Origin of the sequence: Bacillus sp. lyk4-R2A-2, assembly GCF_030209735.1 — a bacterium.
Lineage (GTDB): Bacteria > Bacillota > Bacilli > Bacillales > Bacillaceae > Bacillus > Bacillus pumilus.
In genome coordinates, this window is sequence record NZ_JARVRK010000006.1 from 786,078 (window position 1) to 808,252 (window position 22,175).

Below are 22,175 nucleotides of genomic sequence, written 5' to 3' on the forward strand. Positions count from 1 at the left end.
ATCCTGCTAGTCTTCTTTTATGACGTTAAAAGGCTGGCTTTCAGCGCTAACACACGCTTTTCCTTCGTTTTTTGATCCACCAACGCAAAATCACCATTCTCATACGCTAATGAAAATAATTGTTCGATATGAAACACACCTGTCTGAAACCGCCTGCCCAATAAATGCAGTGCCGCAGCAGAGGCGACTTGAGCTGTTGCTTGAGACTCATCATGCCCTTTGATTCCAAGTGCTACGTGATGAATCTTGTTCCTCTCCATTCCTGTCGCCTCCACTTTCACTGCATATTGATCTGTTCCCATTTGAGCAGATTGAATCATAGAAATGGCTCGTTCCTTGATTTTCGGCACAGTGAGAAGGGACGTCATTCCAAGGCTCCTTGTGACAGCAAATGCCCGCGTTGCCGCGCGAGAATCAAAACAAAGCCTTGTTGTCACAGAAGGCACGCTGAGCGTCAAAGGCAATGTCTGCTGATCAGAGAAGGGGAACTGATAGGCTTGCCGCTTTCCAAGTTTCACACCAAAATCTATACGCTTGCCTCCAGTAAAGCTTTTGACTCTTTTACGCTGATGATGCTCAGTAACCACATAGTCAGTATGGACATTGTCAAGCGTCCATTCAATGGCGGCTTTTCCATGCTGATCACCCAATCCAAGCATAATCCCTATATCTATTTGATTCACTGATGAGAGCATAGATGCTGCTTTCGCTGCCAATAAATTCGTAAGGCCAGGCGCAAGCCCGACGCTGAGTAAAGCCGTTGCACTGGTGTGCTGGTGATCCAGTTTTGCCATCTGTTCCATGTACGCCCCTTTCGCAGAAATATCTATATAATCAATGCCTGACCGCAGAACTGTTTCAGCAAATGACGGGTCTTCTTGATCAAGGCACATGATCACCAGTTTTGTTTGATCCACCCAGTCCGAAAATAACGGCTCACTGACATCTAATTGATAGGGAAGAACTTTCCCTTTTGTCTGGCGTGAAAATATCTCTGCCTTCTCATAGCTTCTGCCTGCCGCTACAATTTGTCCGGGATACACTTCGCTTAGCTGAAGACATATTTGCTGTCCAACATGTCCATAACCGCCTATCACCATCACCTGTGATCTCATTTCTCATCCGCCTCTCTACGACCTCGCTTGCAAACAAGCCCCTTAATCATTCCTGCCTGAAAATAAGGTCTGATGTCTTCAAATCCTGCTTTGATTAAATGCTCTTTTATCTCTTCCTCGGGAACAGGGTGTGTCGCGCTTCCCAGCCTATTTTTAAAGGACGTAAACACTTCTTTTTCTAGACCTTGCCGGTGCATGAAAAGAGAAAGCATGTGAAGCTCCTGTTGAAATGCTTGGGACTTCATCTCTCCCTGTATAAATGCCAACATAAACGGCGCATCTGGTTGAAGCCTGCGGGCAATCTCTTCTAAAAAGAGCTGGCGCTTTTCTATAAAATGAATCACAAGCAAGCTCACCGCTGCATCGTAAACAGGTTCAGCAGAAACCTTATCTAATGAGGTCTCATGCCATGTGACACGCGACTCCATCTCAAGCTGTGCAACTCGCCGTTTCGCCATGTCCAGCATAGAAGGTGACGGATCGATCCCTGTGATGAGCCAGCCTTCTTTTCTTTGAAGCATATTGATGATCTCTTCGCCCCCGCCCGCTCCAACAGTCAGGATGCGGGGAGCCGCTCCCTTTAATTCAGTTTCTAATACGTCTATTGTCAACTCATGCAATAGCTGATAGCCGGGTACTTTATGAGCAATCGTCGCTGCATATGACTCAGCAACGGGATCGTGCCAATGCTGGTTTCCTTTCATGTCCTTCTCCTCCAGTTCCTTTCCGCTTTACATCGTTTCCTGTACACTAACGGTATGACCTCTTTATTGTAAAAAGAGACACCAGAAAACACGATCCCTAAAAGTGGGGATTTTTGAGGAGGAGATCATGTGACCAATCCAGCCACTCATTTTCAGCAGCTGAGACAACACATTCGGGACGAGCTTGCTGCCGTCCTTGATTTTGATGCCGCCTGTATCACGACCATTGATCCAGCCACTCTCCTCTCGACAGGGTCCTTCACAGATGAACCGATTGAAGACATTCATGACCAACTGTTTCAAAATGAGTTCTTAAAAAAGGACGTACATCAGCATGAGTCTCTAGCCAAAGGCCCCGTTCATGCTGCGAGCCTAATCCAAAGCGGAGAATACCTTAGCAGTGAGCGCTACCAAGACATTTTGTTACCTAAAGGATGGTCTGATGAATTGCGGGCAGCTCTTGTGATTCAAGGAGAATGCTGGGGCATTGCCAGCCTCTATCGTCTAAAGAACAAGGAACCTTTTCAAGAACAAGATATTCGAGCGGTCATCGAACAAACGCCTAGACTCGCAGCCAAGCTGAGAGATGAACTTTTCAGGAAAAGAGATACCGAAGAGGACGCGGCGGCGGAGCAGCAAGGCTTCCTCATTCTCTCGCACGATTACAACCTTCTTTATGGAAATGAGACGGGTCTTCATTGGCTTCAGACGTTTCAAGCCTTTGAACAAATCCATGACAGGGCGGTTATGCCGCGCCCGTTTAGAGCATTAGGGGCAAAACTTTTATACGGCGGCATCGACCAAACAGCGGCAAGCATGACGAGATTGCCTACGGGGCTGTTCCTCTCGCTTCAAGCATTTCGATTAGCGCAGGCAGCCGGTCAGGAAGAGGCTGTCATGATTCACATCAAGAGAGCCCAAACCAATGATATTCTTCCTTATGCGGCAAAAACGTACAAGCTGACAGAAAGAGAGATGAACGTCCTCGACTGCTTATTAAAAGGACAGTCTACAAAGGAAATTGCCAGCACTTTATTTATTTCAACCCATACCGTCCATGATCATGTGAAGGCGATGCTACAAAAGACAAATTTGAGCAGCAGACGGATGCTTGTTTACTTTTTCTCTCACATATAAAAAAGCGGCTACCTCACTGGTAGACCGCTTTTTCGTTTATTTCCCTAAAACTAACTCATGCAGGACATGTGCAACGCCGGCTTCATTATTGGACTTTGTCACAACATCCGCTACTGCTTTGACATCATCAATGGCATTTCCCATGGCAACACCACAGCCCGCAAATTCCAGCATCGATACGTCGTTCCCATTGTCACCAATGGCCATGACCTCTTCACGAGCAATCCCCAGCTCTTTCGCTAGAAGCTTCACGGCATTCCCTTTGCTGACTTCAGGATGCAGGATTTCAAGGAAGAAATCTGTACTTTTCACCATCATGTACTTGTCTTTTACTTCAGATGGAATGGCTTGTATCGTCTTTTCCAACCGTTCTGGCTGATCAATATACATCATCTTCGGAAGTCTCATTGAAGGGTCTGCCTCTTCAACAGGTAAATATTTAAGCGGCAGCTTTGTTAAATAAGATTCAAGTACTGTGTACTCACTAATATCACGATTCGGTGTGTACAAATGAGCGGAATCGAAATAATGCATCGGTGTATCGAGCTCACGGCTCAGCTTATATAAAGAAGTTAAATCCTCATAGGATAACGTCAGTTCTGACACCACTTCATTTGTGTGACTGTTTTGGACGAGCGCCCCATTATAGGCAATCACATAATCTCCCTCTTGATTGAGCTGAAGATCATCTAAATAGCGATTCACTCCGCCAATAGGCCGTCCTGTACATAACACAATTTTAACGCCCTCTGCTTTCGCCTGTTGAATGGCTTCAAACACCTCATCCGGCACCATATGTTGATCATTTAATAACGTACCATCCATATCAATTGCAACTAATTTATACATTCACTGGTCCCCTTTTCTCAGCAAAAAACGTGCTGCACTATTTTGAGCCATCATCTATATGATGACAGGTTATATCATTACTATTTACCTATTTTAGCCTATCGTTTTTTCATCACGCTGTCTACTTGTTCTCACTGTAACAAAATTGTCATATGCCTTCTCTATTATATCGTATTCTATTCATCCTGCTTTAAATAGAGTTTCTACCCTTTTCCAACGGGAAAATGAAGACAAATGTTCACCACTGAATATTTTGAAACTAACAAATCTAATTGTATGATGGATAGCAAAGAAAGGAGGTGCAGGGAATGCTTACGTTTACTAGAGGTAAATTGTCAAAAATGTCTGGTGTGCATATTGAAACCATTCGTTTTTATGAAAATGAGGGTGTGCTCCCCGAACCAAAGAGAGCACATAACGGCTATCGTTTATATGATAAAAAATATGTACTCATGCTATCCTTTATCACAGAAGCAAGAAAGCTAGATTTCTCACTCAAAGAAATTCGTGAAATTATTAAATCGCTATTTGAAAAACAATCAAAGACAGAAGCTGAACAGCTGCTCGAACAAAAAGTTGAGGATATTCAACACTCCATTCAAGAGTTAAAGAAGAGGAAAGCTGCCATTCAATTATTAACAAAACAAACATTAGCGAACATCAGCTAATTGTAAGGGTTGCCAAAGATGTGCCAGTGTTGCCACTGGCGCCCCTCTACGCCCAGGTCTCAAGTGCGCGTACGATTTAAACATCAGTTATACTAGAGACAGCTTTACTTGATATCAAACGAGTGGAAGGGGTTTTGAATAGAATGAACATTGCAACCATTGGAACAGGTGTGATTGTGGAAAGCTTCTTGCAAGCGATTGAAAAGCTTGATGGCGCTTCTTGTCATGCCGTCTATTCAAGAAAGGAAGCAACGGCAAAGAAGCTCGCAGACCAATTTGGTGTAAAAACGACTTATACGGATTTAACGGCTATGCTAGAAGATCCAAACATTGACGCTGTTTATATTGCGTCACCGAATCGATTACATAGCGAGCATGCCACGGCTGCATTAAGAAACGGAAAACATGTGATTTGCGAAAAGCCTTTCACCTCTAATGTCAAAGAGCTGGAAGCCTTAATCGCACTCGCAAAGGAAAAGCAGCTTCTCCTCTTTGAAGCCATTACGACCGTTCATATGCCAAACTATCATTTAATCAAAAAACACCTTCATCAATTAGGTAAAATCAAACTGGTTCAATGCAACTATAGTCAATATTCAAGCAAATACAATCAGCTGCTAGCCGGCGAAACGCCAAATGTCTTTAACCCTGAATTCTCAGGAGGAGCGTTGATGGATATTAATATCTATAATGTACATTTCATCATGAATCTCTTCGGATCACCGGAACAGATCCGCTACCAGGCAAACCGTCATCCCAATGGCATCGATACATCTGGTGTTTTGACTTTCACCTACAATGATTTCATTGCGACAAGTGTCGGCAGTAAGGATACAAGCAGCATGAATTTTGCATTGATTCAAGGAGAAAAGGGCTTCATTCATGTGAAAAATGGGGCGAATGGCTGTGAGGAAGTGCTGCTTCATGTGAATGACCAGGTGATCTCACTTAATGCACAAACAAATTCAAACCGCCTGTTTTATGAAGCAGAGGCTTTTCAGCACATCATTGAAACAAATAATCATGAACAGTGCTATGCATGGCTTGATGAGAGTCTTTCTGTGATGAAAGTCCTTGATGCTGCAAGAAATGATGCAGGTATTGTTTTCCCAGCAGATCAATTTTAATGATAAAAACCGCCTTCTACACGAGAGGGCGGTTTCTGACAATTAAATACTCTTTGAATACGCCACAAGACGCTGAGACATGTGATTCACTTCATCGACTGCAGCATTTACTTGCTCTGTTAAAGCAGCCTGTGTTTGCGTAAGAGCTGTCATATTCGAGATATTTTCAAGAATTTCATCAATTTGCGTTTTCATTTCCGTCAAGCTAGATTCGATATTCTCCGTTGCATTGGCACTATGAAGCGCCAGCTTACGCACTTCATCTGCAACGACCGAGAATCCTCGTCCCTGCTCACCAGCTCTGGCCGCTTCAATCGCAGCATTTAGACCAAGCAGGTTCGTTTGGTTCGCTACTTCTTTAATCAAGTCAGAAATATTTTTCGTCTCATCTGCACTATTTTTTGCTAAGTGTGCGGCAGACGTTGACTGCTCTTGAGCGACAGCCAGCTCCTGCGCTTGATTTGTCACAGAGCTAATGCCTGATACCATTTCGCTGATTGAACTTGAAAGCTGTTCTACTTGTGAAGCCATTTCATCGGCTGTTTTCTCTTTGTTTTTTTCTAACGTGATGTCACGAATGGTTCCAGCCACACGAAGAGGAACACCTTTTTCATCACGAATGGTTTCACCACCGGCATGATACCAGCGATACTCGCCATTTTTACTCTGCAATCTGTAATCAATATCAAATGGTGTGCGTCCAGAGTGATCATTTAAATGATCTGCAAAGGCTTGGAGAGCTTTTTCTTGATCCTCAGGATGCAGGCGGTCGCTCCAGCTGCTTAATACGTTCGGGAAATCCTTTTCGTCCGTAAAACCAAGCGTTTTTCTGAACTGCGGGGACCACCAGAACTCATTGTATGGATTGACTGGATCGCCGGCCTCTACGACCATGTCCCAAGGAGCTTCCACAAGCGCACGGTTGATCAAATCATATCTCGTCACGAATGCTTGCAGTTCTTCTTCTTTTAATTTCTGATCATGAATATCAAAAAGAGCTCCCGCCACACGAAGAGGGACACCATTTCGATCACGAATAGTCGTGCCAGTTGCTTTGAACCAGCGATAATCTCCGTTTTTCAACTTCAAGCGATATTCGATATCATATGGTGTACGTCCCGAATGATCCGATAAATGCGAAGAGAATGCATTTAGGGTATATTCTTGTTCATCCGGATGAATTCGAGATGCCCAGCTGTCTAAAACGTTCGGAAAATCGTGCTCGTTTTGAAAGCCGATCATTTTGCGGAAATCATCCGTCCATGTGAATTCATTTTTTGGATTGACCGGATCTCCAGCGATCACGACCATATCCCATAAACCAACTTGAATGGCTTTTGTCACTAAATTCATACGCATTTGAATATCTTCATTAACTTCCTGCATCTTTTGCAAAGCTTCATTTATTTGGGCTACTGCTTCAATCGTTTGACTTGAAGAGAATGCAGCAGTATCTATTCTTGCTGAAAGGTCTCCCTTCTCAATTCGTTCTACTAATCGACTGCTCTCATTTAAAAGGGTTCCCGACGATGAATCATTTGCTTTTCTCATAAACATCTTTCATAACTCCTTTCATTTCTTCATGCTTTTTGAAATATTTTACAGTTATAAACAATTCTTTATTAGGACTTTAGTAATACAGTTGATATATCGACAAAAACTGAAAATTGTTTATGTCAGAATGAAGGCAAATGTTCATTTTTTCACGAAGTTTCAGATTTTGGGGATGGGTCATAGAAAGGACTTATGGAAGAAAACGGCTCATTTGATAGAATCAACCGACTTTTTTGTCTGAAAAATCTCTTTTTTTATATTGACACTGACGTCCCGAAAAAAGAAAATGGAACATAAGCATTTTTAAAAAAGGAGAACGTCATGAGCGCGAATCAGGAACAACAAGAATTAAAAAAGCTTTTATCACCGCGTCACATTCGCATGATTGCATTGGGCGGGGTCATTGGTACAGGAATCTTTAAAGGAAGTGCCGATACAATCGGTTTAGCAGGTCCTGGGGTCATCTTTTCCTATGTATTTGCCGGATTATTATTGCTCATCGTGATGGCAGCCTTAGCTGAAATGGCGATTGTCTATCCAGGAAATAACCTTCGCGACCTGATACAGATTGCGCTTGGTCAACGTTTTTCATTTGTCGTCGGCTGGGTTTACTGTTTCATGTGGCTCACTGTGTGTGTCATCGAGATTATTGCGGCAGGCAGCCTGCTTCAATACTGGTTACCGAACGTGCCGCTATGGTCACTATGTTTACTCTGCTCTCTCTTAGTCATCGGAATTAACTTAAATAATGTAAAATACTTTGGTGAAATTGAGTTTTGGTTCGCTGGAATGAAGATTTTCGTTATTATTGTGTTTATTATTCTTGGTGCAGCTCTATTATTTGGGATCATTCCGAACGAACAAAGCACATCTGCACTCACCAACTATCAAAACTTCGTCCCGAACGGATGGGGTGCGATCTTTGCCTCTTTATTAGTTGTTATTTTCTCTTATGGGGGCTCTGAATTGATCGGGCTGACTATTACAGAAACAAAGGATGCCGAAAAGGTCTTGCCTGGTGTTGTTAAAAGTATGATGTGGCGTATTATCTTATTTTACACTTTGCCGATTTTGATCATCTGTGGACTCATTCCTTGGAATCAAATTGATCCAAATAACAGCCCATTTGTTCAAGTCTTTTCAGCAGCCGGTATGCAAGGCGCCTCTCACTTCATTAATTTCGTATTGATTACAGCCGTTCTATCGGCGGCCAATTCTGGCATTTATGGCACGACGAGAATGATGCATTCTCTCTCTAAATCAGATGGCGGTCCGAAAAAACTGGCACAGGTCAATAAAAGAGGCGTACCCATTTTGAGTTTATGGGTGACCGTTCTGTTTCTTCTCATCGGAACATTCTTTGCTTACTTATACCCAGAGCAAATTTTCAGTTATATGCTGGCTATTCCTGGTTTTGCTGTTTCACTCATTTGGATTAGCATTTGCATGGCACATCTGAAACTTCGCCCGAAATATCCACAGGAGCCTTATTTTAAGGTGTGGCTGTTTCCGTATTTGACTTTATTTGCAGGTCTTGTACTAAGTGTGAGTTTTGTGATGTTTCTATTCAGACAAGAAAACTTGCCTAGCTCGATTATCAGCATCGGTTTCTTAGTCGCAGCCATCATCGCTTCATTCTTAATGAAAAAGAAGGCTTAAACGCTAAAACCCGCCAATGAGGCGGGTTTTTTCATGAGCTGCTGTCTTCTGTCACTTCAAAATCAACTGACGCTTTCGGGATGCCGTTGATGATGATTGTTAATGTATGGGTTCCTTCATAGTGTTTTCTTGTCGTCATATTTTGAAAAGACTGTGACCTGACGAATTCTCTATGTAACGTTGCGTCTGTTTCAAACTCTGTGATTTTAAATACCTTTTGATTGCGGGTCCCCCGAGCTTTGACGTAGTCTATGGCATACTCTACACGCAGCTTTAGCGGCTTATCGGCTTGTAGGGTAAAATGAAATGTCATTTTCTCACCGATCCGAATAGGATTTTGTATGATCTTCAAATCCGTTACCTGAACGGATGGATCGTCCCCATAGCCAAATAACGCCATAATATCTGGATCTCCTTTTTTGAGTAAGGTACGAGATGCATGTTTGACAATCCAGTTCGTATGTTTGTTGGTTCCATACCAGCTTTGAACCGTCTGTTTCATCAGATCTGGCTGAATTGCAGAAATATCATTTAAATGATTCGCTACACTTTTTTGCACATACCGCGACGGGTCTGCCTTCAAGTTTTCCAAAATGGGCAGCGTGACCGAAGGATTCTTTTTAAGCGAAGGGACAGATAAGCCCCATGGCAGACGCGGTCTGCAGCCTTCACTAGCCAGCCTCCGTATGTGCTCTTCTTGATCCTGAGACCATACGAGCATTTGCGCCAGCATTTTGTCCTGATCTTGAATCAGAAATGGCCGAACGGCAAATTCAGAAGTGGAAAAGGGTGTGAAGAATTCGAGCGCCTTGATCGAGAGGTCCCAGTGTGCAAGGCCGTACGTCTCGACGTAGTCTGGAAATACAAGCGCACTAAGTCCTGAAAAATGCGGGGCTGCCTGACGCAGTACCTCAATTGCCTGCTCATAATCCTCTGGTAGACAGGCATGCATCGATTCAGTGACTCGTCTCATCCGTCCTTTTAACTCAAGCTGCTGCCAATCCTCTTGAAATACGAGCCGCTGGAATGGCTCAGCATCAAATACAGTTGAAGCCTGCGTAAGTTTCTCCGCTAATTCTTGGATAAATAATTCATTGTACACATGTTTTAATGGTTCAATCGTGTCCACCTCCCACATTTCAATATCATTATTTTACCCCAATCTGAAGAAAGTGGTATTAAAAACAGCCCAATTCCAAAGAACTAGGCTGTTGTTCGCTATATAAACATATTAATGATCATAATAAATGCAATGGCACTAACGGAAATGATCGTCTCCATAGCCGTCCATGTCAAAAACGTCTCTTTAATGGTCATACCAAAATACTCCTTGATCAGCCAAAAACCAGAGTCATTGACGTGAGATAAAATTAATGAACCTGCTCCTGTTGCTAACACAAGCAGCTCCCTGCTCACATCAGGCATAGTTGCAGCAATTGGTGCTACAATACCTGCTGCCGTCATCATGGATACCGTCGCAGATCCTGTTGCCACACGAATCACTGCAGCAATCAGCCAGCTAAGCAAAATCGGTGAAATCGGCGAGTGTTTGGCTAAATCTGCAATATAATCACCGACACCTGAATCAATGAGCACATTATTGAAAGCTCCTCCTGCTCCAATGACAAGCAAGATGGAAGCGATCGGACCTAAGCACTCATTACTAAAGGAAAGCACCCGGTCACGGCTCATTCCTTGCATAAAGCCAAGACTGAAAAATGAATAAACTGTTGCAATCAGCAGTGCTGTTATTGGATCTCCGATGTACTTGAATATCTGGAACCACATATTGTCCTCTGGTAAGATAATGTCCGCCAATGTGGCAAGAAGCATCAGAATCACTGGCACCAATATGGTAAACATCGTATTCGCAAAGCCGGGGAGCCTTCGATCTTCATTTCGTTCAGTGAATTGCTTTCTCAGCATCTCCGGAACGGGTTTATGTATCCGTTTTCCAATCCACTTACCGTACAGCGGGCCAGCAATAATCGCTGTCGGCAATCCCACAATAATAGAGAAGAAAATGGTTTTCCCCACGTTGGCATGATAGATGCCAACGGCTGCCATTGCCGCTGGATGAGGCGGGACTAGCCCATGCACGACAGACAAGCCAGCGATTAACGAGATCCCAATGGTCACGAGCGAGATGCCTGTTTCAATGGCAATTGTAAAAAGTAAAGGAATGAGAAGAACGAAACCGACCTGGAAAAAGACAGGTATCCCCACGATAAAAGCAACAAACATCATTGCCCAATGCACATTCTTCGTCCCAAACCGGCCGATTAAAGTTTGAGCTATTCGCTCTGCTCCCCCTGATTCAGCCATCATTTTCCCAAGCATGGTACCAAGCGCTAGAACAATGGCCAGCAATGATAACGTATTGCCTAATCCCGTTTTAATCGATTGAATGATTTCCTGCAAATCCATCCCCGTCGCAAAGCCCACTAGCATCGAAGTAATAATTAAGCTCACAAATGGATTCAACTTAACGACTGTAATGAGAATGAGTAAAAGGACAATCGCCGCAATCACGATGAATAAAAGCATGTTCTCCCACCTTTTCCCTGATGTTTAACGATTTTGTTTTAATTGCAGCGCACTAATGACATCAAATTCATCCTTCAGTTTGTCGTAGAGGCGCTCATATAAATAAAACAGCTCTATGTAAGTTTCATTGTTCTTCATATTAGGTTCATGACGAGCAGAGATTCGAATCCACTCTTGAACCTCTTCTATCTCTTCCATATGACCTAAACTATAAAGTGCAAGGACAGCCGCCCCCAGTGCTGACGCCTCGTAGCTTTCTGGAACAAGCACTTCTCTACCCATCGTATCCGCTAAAATTTGCCGCCACAGCGGAGATCGTGCAAATCCGCCCGAAGCTCTGACATCCTTTGCTGAACCGGTTAAATCTCTTAAGGCAACACCGATCGAGAAAACACTCATAATGACGCCTTCTAACACAGCTCTAATAAAATGCTCCCGCTTATGCTGAAGACCGATTCCAAAGAAGGTGCCTCTCGCATTTGGATTCCAATAAGGTGCCCGCTCACCTGATAAAAATGGCAGAAACAGCAAACCCTCAGAACCAGCTGGAACCTTTTCCGCGATATCCATCATCAGATCGTAAGGGTCCACCCCTAGACGCTTTGCTACCTCCACCTCTGATGACCCGAATTCATCCTTCAGCCATCTCAGCATGATCCCGCCATTATTGGTCGGTCCTCCTACAACCCAATGCTTATCTGTCAGGGCATAGCAGAACGTTCTTGATTGCTCATCTGTAATTGGTTTGTCTACAACCGTACGGACAGCACCGCTTGTCCCAATCGTAACAGCCACCTCTCCTTTGCCAATCGCGCCCACACCTAAATTCGCTAGAACGCCATCATTCGCACCAATGACAAATGGTGTATCTTCTTTAATGCCCATGCGCAGTGCAATCTCTGGCTGAAGTCCTTTCAGTTGATATGTCGTTGGGACAAGTTCAGATAGTTGACAGGCTTCAATTCCAGCAATACGAAGCGCCTTCTCATCCCATCGAAGCGTTTCCAATTGGAACAGTCCCGTTGCTGAAGCGATTGAATAATCGACGACATACTGACCGAAAAAATGATAAAGAATATATTCTTTGATCGAAATAAATTTTGCTGCCTTCTTGAAGACTTCAGGTGCCATTTCCTTGATCCAACGTATTTTTGAAAGCGGTGACATTGGATGGATCGGAGTACCTGTCCTTTTATAAATGTGGAAGCCATCCATATCTGATTTGATTCGTTTCGCTTGTTCTGCACTTCTGTTATCTGCCCAAATGATACTGTTCGTTAATGTTTTTCCATCCTTATCCATCACAATTAAGGAATGCATCGCTGTACTGATCCCGATGCCTATAAGATTTTCTTCATCAAATGCTGCTTTCGTCAATGCACCTCTTACACTCGCAATGACGGCTTCTAATATCTTTTCAGGATCCTGCTCAACCCATGCTGGCTGGGGCTGAATGAGCTCATAAGGAACTGAATGCTTCGCTAATACCTTCCCCTGAGGTCCAAACAGAACCGCCTTTGTACTTGTTGTTCCAATATCCAAACCAATTACCGCCTGGTTCCCCTTCATCTGTATCACGCCCAATCATTGATTTGAAGTCACATATGTAGTTTTTGAATTGCCTGTTAGATCCCATTATAAAAATAATTTTTTCGACATTCAACGACCAAAAAGAAAATTATTTTCACTAAAAAGCTCACAATCGTTACCACATCAGCATTTTTCATTATAAGAAAAATTTATTTTTGGAATCATTACACTCTTTTTTGTGAAATGGTTTCTCGCATTTGCTTTAAATTTGTTATTGTTTCCTGCTGCCTTAAGTGAGCAAGTGCAAAATATAGAACGTCAATGACCGTCAGCTGCGCAAGTCTTGCGGACATCGCTTCTGTTCGAAAAGCCGTTTCTTGTGTCGCAGTATACAACGTGACATCTGCAAGCTGACTCAATGGTGAGCGCTGATAGCTTGTAATACCGATGGTTTTAGCTCCTTTACTCTTTGCTGTTTTCATCGCATCGAGCAAATCTTTATTTCGTCCAGAATGAGATATACCGATCACTGTACTGTGCTGATCAAGAAGACCAGCAGACATCGCTTGAAAGTGAGAATCTGTGTGAACAATACAGTTGATGCCTGTCCTCATAAATTTATGAAAAGCGTCTGTCGCAATGAGCCCAGATCCACCACTTCCATAAAACTCTAAGCGTTTTGCTTCATGAATGATTTGTATGGCTTTTTCTACATCCTCTGGATTCAACAATTGAAAGCTATCCTTTAAAGCGGATATATTCGTCTGAAAAACCTTTTGCATAAAAATAGCCATATCATCATCAAGACTCATTTCTTCATCTACATAATTAGGCTTTGTTTGGTCTATTTCCTGGGCAATAGCAATCTTCAAATCTTGAAAGCCCTCAAATCCAAGCCTTTTACAAAGACGAAAAATCGTTGCCTCTGAGCTTGCAGTTTTTTTCGCAAGCTCGACAATAGATAAATGGATGATGTCGCGGGGCTCACTCGTAATATGCTCTGCAATTGCTTTCAGCTTTGGCGGCAATCCCCTGCTTGCTGCTCGTATTTTTTCAATACTACTTAAACTAACAGAAGCCAATTGACTTCACTCCTCCCTTATTCATGTGAACGCATACATTTCCTCATGTTCCCATCTTATAAAAAAGAAGCCTGTTTGCACAGACTTCTTTTTTAAGCGTTCATTGTTTTGATCAATAAATCAAAGAAAGCGTCAGCATTTACATCCGTACACACTTGAACGTTGCGCTCTTTCTCCCATTGATGCTGAAAATCACAGATCATCTGTCCATCACAAAACTCACTCTTCGTCTCGACGTCCACATGAAAAGCCTGTGTGCTCACGAGCTGCTTGTCAATGGCAAGACTTACAGCAAGCGGATCATGCATGGCACACGCCCACACACCATTGCGCTCAAAATAGCGCTGACGGTAAATGCTTGTACTCTCTCTAATATAATGGGCCAACGTTTCATTCTGAATCGCATCAATTCTTTCATCCGTAAGCAAGACCTGTCTCGTGACATCTAATCCCACTTGAGTCAATGAAGGGAACCCTGCATCCAGCACTAACTTTGCCGCTTCTGGGTCTGCATATGTATTAAATTCCGCTACCGGCGTGACGTTCCCCTGTCCCTGCACGACACCACCCATAAAAATGACTTCTTTCACGTGATGAATCAGCTCAGGGCACTTTTTCACTGCAAGAGCTAAATTCGTTAAAGGTCCTGTCAACACAAGCGTAACCTGCTTCGAATACTGCATCACCCGGTCGATGATAAAATCAGGCGCAAAACCAGCATCTGCTTTTTTCATAGGCTGAGCATCCTTTAAAGCACCACCAATCCCATCCTCGCCGTGCACCCGATGTTCATAATGGGGCGCTCTTAAAAGAGGGGTTGCTGCACCTTTGATGACAGGAATATCATCTGCCTCAACCAGCTCAAGCACTTTACACGTATTCAATGTAGCCGCATTGACAGACACATTCCCACACACCGTTGTAATCCCCAAGATATCAAACTGCTGACTTTTCACTGCCAGCAAAATCCCAATCGCATCATCAATTCCAGTATCTACGTCCAAGATCAATTTCTTTTTATTTGCCATGATTGAAATCTCTCCCTTATTTGAAAGTGTTGTTAGGGGAATGATAGCATATACCTTTTCAACGATTTGGAGATAATCAGAAGTTGAACACTTGTAATTACTCCTTTTCTCCGATGTCTTTGAGATACTGTTCGCGTTCTTTTTTAGATAAACTATTCAGATAGTCTTCTTTCACTTGAGGATTAAAATCATCCCAGTTCTCAAAACGATCTCCTAGTTCTGCTGAATAACTCATTGAACCGATTTCTTTTGTTCTATACTTTAATGAAGCGGAGAACTCGTACTTTTCTGGCTCACCATTTATATATCCTCTAATTACGATGTAGCCCATTGGATCAATAGTTACCCTCTTCTTAAACGTTATGGTCTTAATAAATTGATGGATGTCTTCTTTGCGTAAAAATTCTTCTATTTTAGGCTTCATTTTTTCTGCGAGCTCTTCTGCTTTTTCTTGATCGCTCTTTTCTTTTACCACATCATTTGATTTACTTTGCTTATTGTGCTGAGTGATTAACGAAGTCACTGAGACAATGATGATAACGACCAAAACAGATACAAGTTTTATTGTGTTTTTCATGTCTACCATTGCCACCTTCTTAATAATGAAAAATAAAAAACAGGTAGGTGATTACCTGTTTTATTATTTTTCTCCAATATCCTTAAGATACTGTTCTCGTTCCTTTTCAGAGAGTCTTTTAAGATAATTTTCCTTTAATTCTGGTTCATCTTTAAATTTATCCCAATCTTTAAAACGATATGACAACTCAGGATCATAACTCATTGAACCTATTTTTTTAGCTCTATATTGTAAAGAAGCTGAAAATCCGTACTTCTCCGGTTCATTATTTATATAGCCATCGATTATAATATCCCCCATAGGATTGATGGTCACATCTTTTTCAAACGTTATGGTTTTGATAAAGTTATGAATATCTCTTTTGTGCAAGTGCTCTTCAACCTTAGGCTTCATCTTCTCTGCAAACTCTTCTGCTATTTCTTGATCGTTCTTCTCTTCCACTATTTCCTCTGACACACTATGATCAATATACTCAACAACAAAGGCAGTAACTGAGATGATGACAACCACAATAATGATAGATAGTTTCATTACGTTTCTCATATAAGACAAACCCCCTTAGTGAACTTAATCAGCCTTGACAAAATAAAAACAGGTAAGCTAGTACCTGTTTTACTCTTTTTCACCAACATCTTTCAGATATTGTTCGCGTTCCTTTTTGGGAAGACTTTTCAGGAAATTTTCTTTTAATTCCGGTTCATCTTTATATTTTTCCCAGTCCCTGAATCGAATTGATAACTCGTATGAATAACTCATTGAACCTATCTTTTTAGACCTATATTGTAGGGATGCTGAAAAATTGTACTTTACCGGCTCATCATTCACATACCCGTCAATAACAATATCCCCCATGGGATTAATAGTCACATCTTTTTCGAACGTAATAGATTTTATAAAGTCGTGAATGTCCATTTTATGTAAATATTCTTCGATTTTTGGTTTCATCTTCTCTGCAAACTCTGCTGCTTTTTCTTGATCGCTTTTTTCTTGCACTACATCATCTGACAGACTCTGATTAATGTACTGTACAATGAACGCAGTTAATGAGATGATAACGACCACAATTATGATAGAAAACTTCATTGTATTTCTCATAAAAAGCAAAAACTCCTTAATGAACTTTTAATCAATCTATCTATGAAATTGGCAAAAATAAAAACAGGTAGGTGAGTACCTGCTTTACTCTTTTTCTCCAATATCCTTAAGATACTGTTCACGTTCTTTTTTAGAAAGGCTATTCAAAAAATCTTCTTTCACTTGTGGATCAAAATCAGCCCAATTCTCGAAACGGTCTGATAAATCAGATGAGATGCTCATAGAACCGACTTCATTAGATCTATATTCTAATGATGCAGAAAACTCAAACCTTTCTGGCTCGCCATTCACATATCCCCTCACTCTTATATATCCCATCGGATTAATGGTTACTCCTTTTTTAAAAGATATAGTTTCGATAAAATTATGAATATCCATTTTATGCAAACGTTTTTCTATTTTCGGCTTCATTTTCTCTGCGAATTCTTCTGCCTTCTGTTGTTCACTTTTTTCTTTTTCTTGCACGATGACCTTTCCTCCAGATTCATTTGTTTGAGATTGCTTACCGTTTAAAAGAAACAGTGTAACTGAAATAATAGTAATAAGGGCAATAAAAATAATCGAAATTTTGATTTTATTCTTCATATAAAATATCTTCCACCTTTTGAAAGTTAACATTCATCTTTAAATTACTTAATTATTAAACTTATAATAGATATTTATTTCTCTCTATAATATAATATTTATGATAAAAATTACAGGAGTGTAAAAATTGCCCACGATAAACTCAATTAATCGACTTAGCGATAAAGATTATAATGATATATCGTCAGAGTCTTATGATATTTCTAATTATACATATCCGAAAGATATACGCTTAAAAAGCGGTAAAACCATGTATGTCATTGACCATATAGAAACAAAAAAAGGACTTAACGCACTAACCCTTGTCTCAAGAGAGGATTATCGTATTTCAAACAAAGGCAAAGACCTCACCAAAATCAAAAACGCCGTCATCGCCTACCGCGGGTCAGAACCGATTGGCGCTGGCCAATATAAAGATACCATTAAAAAACATGGAAAAAAAGAGTCAGATGATCTTCTTTCTACCATTTTGACGAAGCTGCCTCCTTTTAGTCGGTCGAAGGGTTCACAGGAAGTGACGACTAAGTTGACAACAGGCACAACCGCCTATACAAATGAAATTGTTCAAGATTGGATGGTTTCGGATACAAAGTATCTGATTAAAAATATTCCCTTTGAAAATGGCGCAGAGAATCAAATGGTTCAAGCGGATCGTTATGCGAAAGAAATACATAAGAAAATGCCAAATGCCAAGATGTATGTGACAGGGCATTCACTTGGCGGATCGAATGCGTCCTATGTTCTTGTTAAAAATGATTTTATTAAAGGCGGGGTCACCTTTGAGAATCCGAATATTTACCCCAATCTACCGGATGGCCTCCAAGCCAAAGCATTAAAAGGTGATTACCGCAGTAGATTAACAGAATATATCAATCTCAATGACGGGCTTTCTCTTTTAAATCGACATACGACAGAAATCGGTCGTGTGAAAGTGATGTATGATGCCGCTTTACCTGAAGGCGTCGATTACTCCGAGGATTCCTCCAAAGCCGTCCAATTCATGAAAGATCTCCTCAATCGGGCAATGAGTGTGAATCCTTCACTGGATGCGAATTTATTCCTTGAAGCCCTCGCCGGCAGCCATGGCTTAGATCGGTATGCCTTTTCATCAGATGGCTCCGTTGAAACCATTGATGATATGTTGAAAAAAAACCCTTCTCTCACTGCCGCCATGTTACATCAATTGAGTCAGTCGAATGTTCACCCGCAAAGTGTGGTGGCAATTTTAATCAAGTCGCATGTTCTCATGAACACAGGTCGTAAATTCTCGACATATGCCGAGCACCATATACAGCAAATCATTCGCAAAATCGAGAAACTCGATGACAAAGTGGATCAATCGGTAGAACGAGTTCGTTCGAGATACAAACAAATTGTCGGTTTTGGTTCGTATGACCAGCTGACGGCATCAGATGTGGATGCTGTAATTCGCCACTTAAAAACAGAGGGACTTGAGAATGAGTTCTATTCCGTCAAAGAGTATGATACAGCGATTGATAGCGCGATGAATATAAAAAGGTGGCTGGACTCAATATCAGATGATATGAGCCAGCTAGGAAAAGAATACCATGATGCAGATACAGCCCTGGCAAAGAATATGGGCATTTCTTAAGGAGAACGAGGAATGGAATTTTCAAAGAAACAACCAACAGATGCAGACCGTTTTTTGCAACGAATGACAGATACGCATACATCAAGCTCCGTCTTTTCTCAAACAAACTTTCACACTGAAGACATGACACCAGCAGAGCTGGCTGCTTTGAAAGCAAAGATCAAAGAAGAGCAGAAAACAGCGCTAATCAGAGCCATCCGGCATCAGCTTCAACATGAATTTGCAGAAGACCGCCAAGAAGCGGGAAAAATTTTAGATCTAATTGATGAGCTTCAGAACAAAGTGTATAAACATCAAAAGCGCATCCATACGCATATGTCAGGACAAGCCATTGACGCCTTAACAGAGAAAATCGAGCAAAGACTCAAGTTTTACGAACTGAAAGAAGATGTTCAATCCGCCATCGACTCGATTGGCATTTAGATGAACCTTCCGTCCGATGAATCTTTTCCTCGTCTCACTCGTATATACTAAAAGAGTGATTGATTTGAAAGGAGATCTGTTTGTGGGATATATTTTGTTGTTTTCGGTTGTGATCGGTCTTGTCTTGACCCTCTTGCTCACACCACTCAAGTTGATCGTTAGAAAGAAAGGGACAGAACAGCAGGTTCCGCTAATGTGGATTGCAGGCCTTGCTTTGCTGTTCATGGTCGGTATTTTTGTTTTCTATTATATGACCAATTTGGATCGTAACCCTTCATCCCTCTGGTTGATTGGACTTGTTGTGACAGCAGCAGGCGCCTTTTTGTCAGTTGGATTGGAGCGTAAGATCAAAGGCGTGCTGTTTCTTATTTTATTACTGCTCGGTGTTTATATGGCGACAGCTTTTCTATTCAATGCGAATGAGAAATTTGATGTCTCCAAAATGGATCAAAAGGTCGAAATCAAAGCGTTTGATGAGACGGAAACACCTGCGAGTGTCCCGCCTCAATTTGCTCGGAACAAAATGAAGAAATCGTTCGGACAGGTTCCAAACACAAGTTACTATGAGCTTGGCAGCCTGCAAATCCAGAAGGTCAACGGTGAGTATGTGTACATCGCCCCAGTGGAATTCTCGGATTTCTTTAAATGGATTCGTTCAGGGAGTACGCCGGGTTACTTTACATTAAGTGCGACCGACTCATCTGCCAATCCAAAGTTTGTGAAAACAGAGATGGTCTACACACCTTCCTCTTATTTCAACAAAGAAATTGAGCGTCATATTCGCCTTCAATACCCTGATTTGATTTTCTACGGCGACACACAGCTGGAAATCAATGATGATGGAAAGCCTTATTACATTCGCACGTATGGCGATTTTATCTCTGCCCGAAACGGCTTTAAAGCTTCCGGTGTGGTCGTTGTTGATGCCAAAACAGGTGCAACGAAGAAATATGCTCTAGATCAAGTACCTGCTTTTATTGATGGGGCTGTTTCACCAGAAGCGGTCAGTCTGCAAAACAGTTATTTCGGAAACTATATTCACGGTTTCTGGAACAGTATGTTTGGAAAATCAGATGTGAAGCTGCCTTCAGATGAAGGAACAGAAGCCAATGTGAGTCCGGTGTTTGATGCAAAAGGAGATATGTACTACTTCACAGATTTCACAAGTCCGAAAGAGGGCGTTGATTCGATGCTTGGGTATGCCCTGACAAATGCCCGGACAGGAAAAGCGACTTATTATACCGGAAATCTTGAAGCGTCCTACATGGATTCTCAAGGCGCTCTGCAAATTATCGAGAAACGTTTCATCGAGAAGAAATGGAAAGGCCGCATGCCAATTCTGTATAATTTCTATGGAGAAGCCAGCTGGCTCACGCCGGTTCTCGATTCAAATGGATTCCTGCAAAACTACTTTATCGTGTCTGCAGCCAATCCTGAAATCGCTGCGTACGCTTCTACACCAAACGAAGCACTGAGAGCCTATAAGACAGCTCTGCAAAAAGGCGGCGGTACCGTTAACAGTTCCTCTAAGCAGGAAAAGAAAGAAACGACAGGGAAAGTCAAACGAGTGTATAAAGAAAAGACCGGTGATTATACAACCGTTACCTTCCTGCTAGACGATGGGAAAAGCTACACCATGTCATCTGAAAAAGAACCTCTCGTCATTTATTTAAAAGAAGGCGATCAGGTCACCATGAAATACACAGATACGGGTGAAATCTTCCTTCCAGTTGATGAGATAAACATTAAAGGGTTATAAAAAAGATGCTTCTCCTACTGAGGAGAAGCGTCTTTTCAGATTATTGACAAAGGGCTAAAATGATCTTGATTTTAGCCCTTTGTCTTCTTTTCAGCGTGATAGAAAACCTTTGCAGTCTAGGAAGGGCGAGTACCGGAGCGGAGCGAAGACCTGACACCGAATGCGAGGGTTTGTCTACACGCTGAGATGCTTCTCCTACTGAGGAGAAGCGTCTTTTCTCTCTTTCCTTAACAATTCAACAAACAATTCCTTATTTTTATTTCCCCCTGTCATCGGTGACTCGACATAGGAGAATTTACGTTTGAAATCCATTCCTCTCACAGAAATGACAGCCAATTCACCGCCAATGCTGCCTCGCTGGAGGACATATTTAGATAAAACAGAAAGCCCCATTCCATGAATCACAGCCTCTTTAATCGCTTGATTGCTGCTAAACGTCACAAATGTCCGTGCTTTCAGTCCATTTGATTTCAGGACGTGCTGTAAGTATTCTCCGGTACCTGATCCCTCTTCTCTCGTGATCCATGTTTCGTTTTGCAATTGATCAATCGTGACATCCTTTTTCTTAGCAAAGGGGTGATCTAATGGCGCGACGATATAGAGCTCGTCTTCTAGAAAAGTTTCTACTGTCAGTTCTTTGTCATTCGTCTGTCCTTCGATCAAACCGATGTCGACATGGAATAAGCGGACATGACTGGCGATCGCCTCTGTGTTATCAATGACCACCTCAATGTCCACATGCGGATAGAGCTGATGAAACTCTGCCAATATTTGTGGCAGCACGTACTCTCCAATGGTAAAACTCGCCCCGATTGTCAGCTTCCCTCTTGCCAGATGATGATGCTCATAAATATCCTGCTTCGCCTGTTCATATAAACGAATGATTTGTTTTGATCGATGGTACAGCATATCCCCAGTTGGTGTAACAGTTAATTGCTTTGGCGAACGATTGAGCAGAACGGTCTGGAATTCCTGCTCCAAGTTCTTAATATGAAGACTGACACTTGGCTGAGAAATCCGCAGCTTTTGGGCTGCCTTTGTAAAGTTTTTCTCTTCCACAACTGTCACAAATGTCTTCAGTGCATCGTAATACATCGGTCCCTCTCCTATCAGAAATCTTAATC

General features: G+C 42.0%; 21 protein-coding genes. 7 read left to right on the plus strand and 14 right to left on the minus strand.

Going from position 1 to position 22,175, the window contains the following annotated elements; genetic code table 11:
- Positions 1 to 17 precede the first annotated feature (17 nt).
- A complete protein-coding gene (locus QRN39_RS14900; RefSeq protein WP_284907525.1) occupies positions 18 to 1,115 on the minus strand; it encodes a saccharopine dehydrogenase family protein in 1,098 nt (365 codons plus the stop codon).
- Positions 1,112 to 1,819 (minus strand): class I SAM-dependent methyltransferase, encoded by a 708-nt coding sequence (locus QRN39_RS14905; RefSeq protein ID WP_284907526.1) that lies wholly within the window; start codon positions 1,817 to 1,819, stop codon positions 1,112 to 1,114. The genes QRN39_RS14900 and QRN39_RS14905 overlap by 4 nt, the downstream gene beginning before the upstream one ends.
- A gap of 129 nt (positions 1,820 to 1,948) precedes the next feature.
- Here QRN39_RS14905 and QRN39_RS14910 point away from each other — a divergent pair, with 129 nt between their 5' ends.
- A complete protein-coding gene (locus tag QRN39_RS14910) occupies positions 1,949 to 2,956 on the plus strand; it encodes a helix-turn-helix transcriptional regulator (RefSeq protein WP_284907527.1) in 1,008 nt (335 codons plus the stop codon).
- 36 nt (positions 2,957 to 2,992) lie between these two features.
- Here the strand turns inward: QRN39_RS14910 and yidA are convergent, their stop codons facing one another.
- Positions 2,993 to 3,805, minus strand: a complete 813-nt coding sequence (gene yidA, locus QRN39_RS14915) for a sugar-phosphatase (RefSeq protein ID WP_003215147.1) — start codon at positions 3,803 to 3,805, stop codon at positions 2,993 to 2,995.
- Between the two features lie 308 nt (positions 3,806 to 4,113).
- Here yidA and QRN39_RS14920 point away from each other — a divergent pair, with 308 nt between their 5' ends.
- Positions 4,114 to 4,473, plus strand: coding sequence for a MerR family transcriptional regulator (locus QRN39_RS14920; RefSeq protein WP_003215283.1), 360 nt, complete (start codon positions 4,114 to 4,116; stop codon positions 4,471 to 4,473).
- Positions 4,474 to 4,616: 143 nt separating this feature from the next.
- Positions 4,617 to 5,600, plus strand: a complete 984-nt coding sequence (locus QRN39_RS14925) for a Gfo/Idh/MocA family protein (RefSeq protein ID WP_284907528.1) — start codon at positions 4,617 to 4,619, stop codon at positions 5,598 to 5,600.
- A 42-nt stretch (positions 5,601 to 5,642) separates the two neighbouring features.
- Here the strand turns inward: QRN39_RS14925 and QRN39_RS14930 are convergent, their stop codons facing one another.
- Positions 5,643 to 7,157, minus strand: coding sequence for a methyl-accepting chemotaxis protein (locus tag QRN39_RS14930; RefSeq protein ID WP_137054160.1), 1,515 nt, complete (start codon positions 7,155 to 7,157; stop codon positions 5,643 to 5,645).
- 318 nt (positions 7,158 to 7,475) lie between these two features.
- Here QRN39_RS14930 and QRN39_RS14935 point away from each other — a divergent pair, with 318 nt between their 5' ends.
- On the plus strand, positions 7,476 to 8,813 hold the full coding sequence (locus QRN39_RS14935; RefSeq protein WP_050944589.1) for an amino acid permease: 1,338 nt from the start codon (positions 7,476 to 7,478) through the stop codon (positions 8,811 to 8,813).
- Positions 8,814 to 8,844: 31 nt separating this feature from the next.
- Here QRN39_RS14935 and QRN39_RS14940 read toward each other — a convergent pair whose 3' ends face one another.
- From QRN39_RS14940 to QRN39_RS14980, 9 genes are all read right to left on the minus strand, one after another.
- A complete protein-coding gene (locus QRN39_RS14940) occupies positions 8,845 to 9,951 on the minus strand; it encodes a DNA alkylation repair protein (RefSeq protein ID WP_284907529.1) in 1,107 nt (368 codons plus the stop codon).
- Between the two features lie 80 nt (positions 9,952 to 10,031).
- Positions 10,032 to 11,360 carry a GntP family permease gene (locus QRN39_RS14945; RefSeq protein WP_050944591.1) on the minus strand — a complete coding sequence of 443 codons (1,329 nt, stop codon included), beginning with the start codon at positions 11,358 to 11,360 and terminating at the stop codon, positions 10,032 to 10,034.
- Positions 11,361 to 11,384: 24 nt separating this feature from the next.
- Positions 11,385 to 12,929: a gluconokinase gene (gene gntK, locus QRN39_RS14950; RefSeq protein WP_253622001.1), complete on the minus strand. Its 1,545-nt coding sequence runs from the start codon at positions 12,927 to 12,929 to the stop codon at positions 11,385 to 11,387.
- A gap of 185 nt (positions 12,930 to 13,114) precedes the next feature.
- The gene (locus tag QRN39_RS14955; RefSeq protein WP_044140358.1) at positions 13,115 to 13,972 is read right to left on the minus strand and encodes a MurR/RpiR family transcriptional regulator; all 858 of its coding nucleotides are present in this window, start codon (positions 13,970 to 13,972) and stop codon (positions 13,115 to 13,117) included.
- Positions 13,973 to 14,064: 92 nt separating this feature from the next.
- A complete protein-coding gene (locus tag QRN39_RS14960) occupies positions 14,065 to 15,000 on the minus strand; it encodes a nucleoside hydrolase (protein ID WP_284907530.1) in 936 nt (311 codons plus the stop codon).
- A gap of 97 nt (positions 15,001 to 15,097) precedes the next feature.
- Positions 15,098 to 15,577 (minus strand): DUF1433 domain-containing protein, encoded by a 480-nt coding sequence (locus QRN39_RS14965; RefSeq protein WP_106066366.1) that lies wholly within the window; start codon positions 15,575 to 15,577, stop codon positions 15,098 to 15,100.
- 63 nt (positions 15,578 to 15,640) lie between these two features.
- Positions 15,641 to 16,120, minus strand: a complete 480-nt coding sequence (locus QRN39_RS14970) for a DUF1433 domain-containing protein (RefSeq protein ID WP_284907531.1) — start codon at positions 16,118 to 16,120, stop codon at positions 15,641 to 15,643.
- A 69-nt stretch (positions 16,121 to 16,189) separates the two neighbouring features.
- The gene (locus tag QRN39_RS14975; protein WP_284907532.1) at positions 16,190 to 16,672 is read right to left on the minus strand and encodes a DUF1433 domain-containing protein; all 483 of its coding nucleotides are present in this window, start codon (positions 16,670 to 16,672) and stop codon (positions 16,190 to 16,192) included.
- An 84-nt stretch (positions 16,673 to 16,756) separates the two neighbouring features.
- Entirely contained in the window at positions 16,757 to 17,257 is a 501-nt protein-coding gene (locus QRN39_RS14980) for a DUF1433 domain-containing protein (RefSeq protein WP_226804485.1), read from the minus strand.
- 127 nt (positions 17,258 to 17,384) lie between these two features.
- Here QRN39_RS14980 and QRN39_RS14985 point away from each other — a divergent pair, with 127 nt between their 5' ends.
- The 3 genes from QRN39_RS14985 (at position 17,385) to QRN39_RS14995 (ending at position 21,051) form a co-directional block, all read left to right on the plus strand.
- Complete coding sequence (locus QRN39_RS14985) at positions 17,385 to 18,869, plus strand: lipase family protein (protein ID WP_284907533.1); 1,485 nt, start codon at positions 17,385 to 17,387, stop codon at positions 18,867 to 18,869.
- Between the two features lie 12 nt (positions 18,870 to 18,881).
- Positions 18,882 to 19,292 carry a hypothetical protein gene (locus QRN39_RS14990; RefSeq protein WP_003215061.1) on the plus strand — a complete coding sequence of 137 codons (411 nt, stop codon included), beginning with the start codon at positions 18,882 to 18,884 and terminating at the stop codon, positions 19,290 to 19,292.
- A gap of 82 nt (positions 19,293 to 19,374) precedes the next feature.
- The gene (locus QRN39_RS14995; RefSeq protein WP_268459066.1) at positions 19,375 to 21,051 is read left to right on the plus strand and encodes a hypothetical protein; all 1,677 of its coding nucleotides are present in this window, start codon (positions 19,375 to 19,377) and stop codon (positions 21,049 to 21,051) included.
- Between the two features lie 195 nt (positions 21,052 to 21,246).
- Here the strand turns inward: QRN39_RS14995 and QRN39_RS15000 are convergent, their stop codons facing one another.
- Positions 21,247 to 22,146 (minus strand): LysR family transcriptional regulator, encoded by a 900-nt coding sequence (locus QRN39_RS15000; protein ID WP_284907535.1) that lies wholly within the window; start codon positions 22,144 to 22,146, stop codon positions 21,247 to 21,249.
- Positions 22,147 to 22,175: the final 29 nt, after the last annotated feature.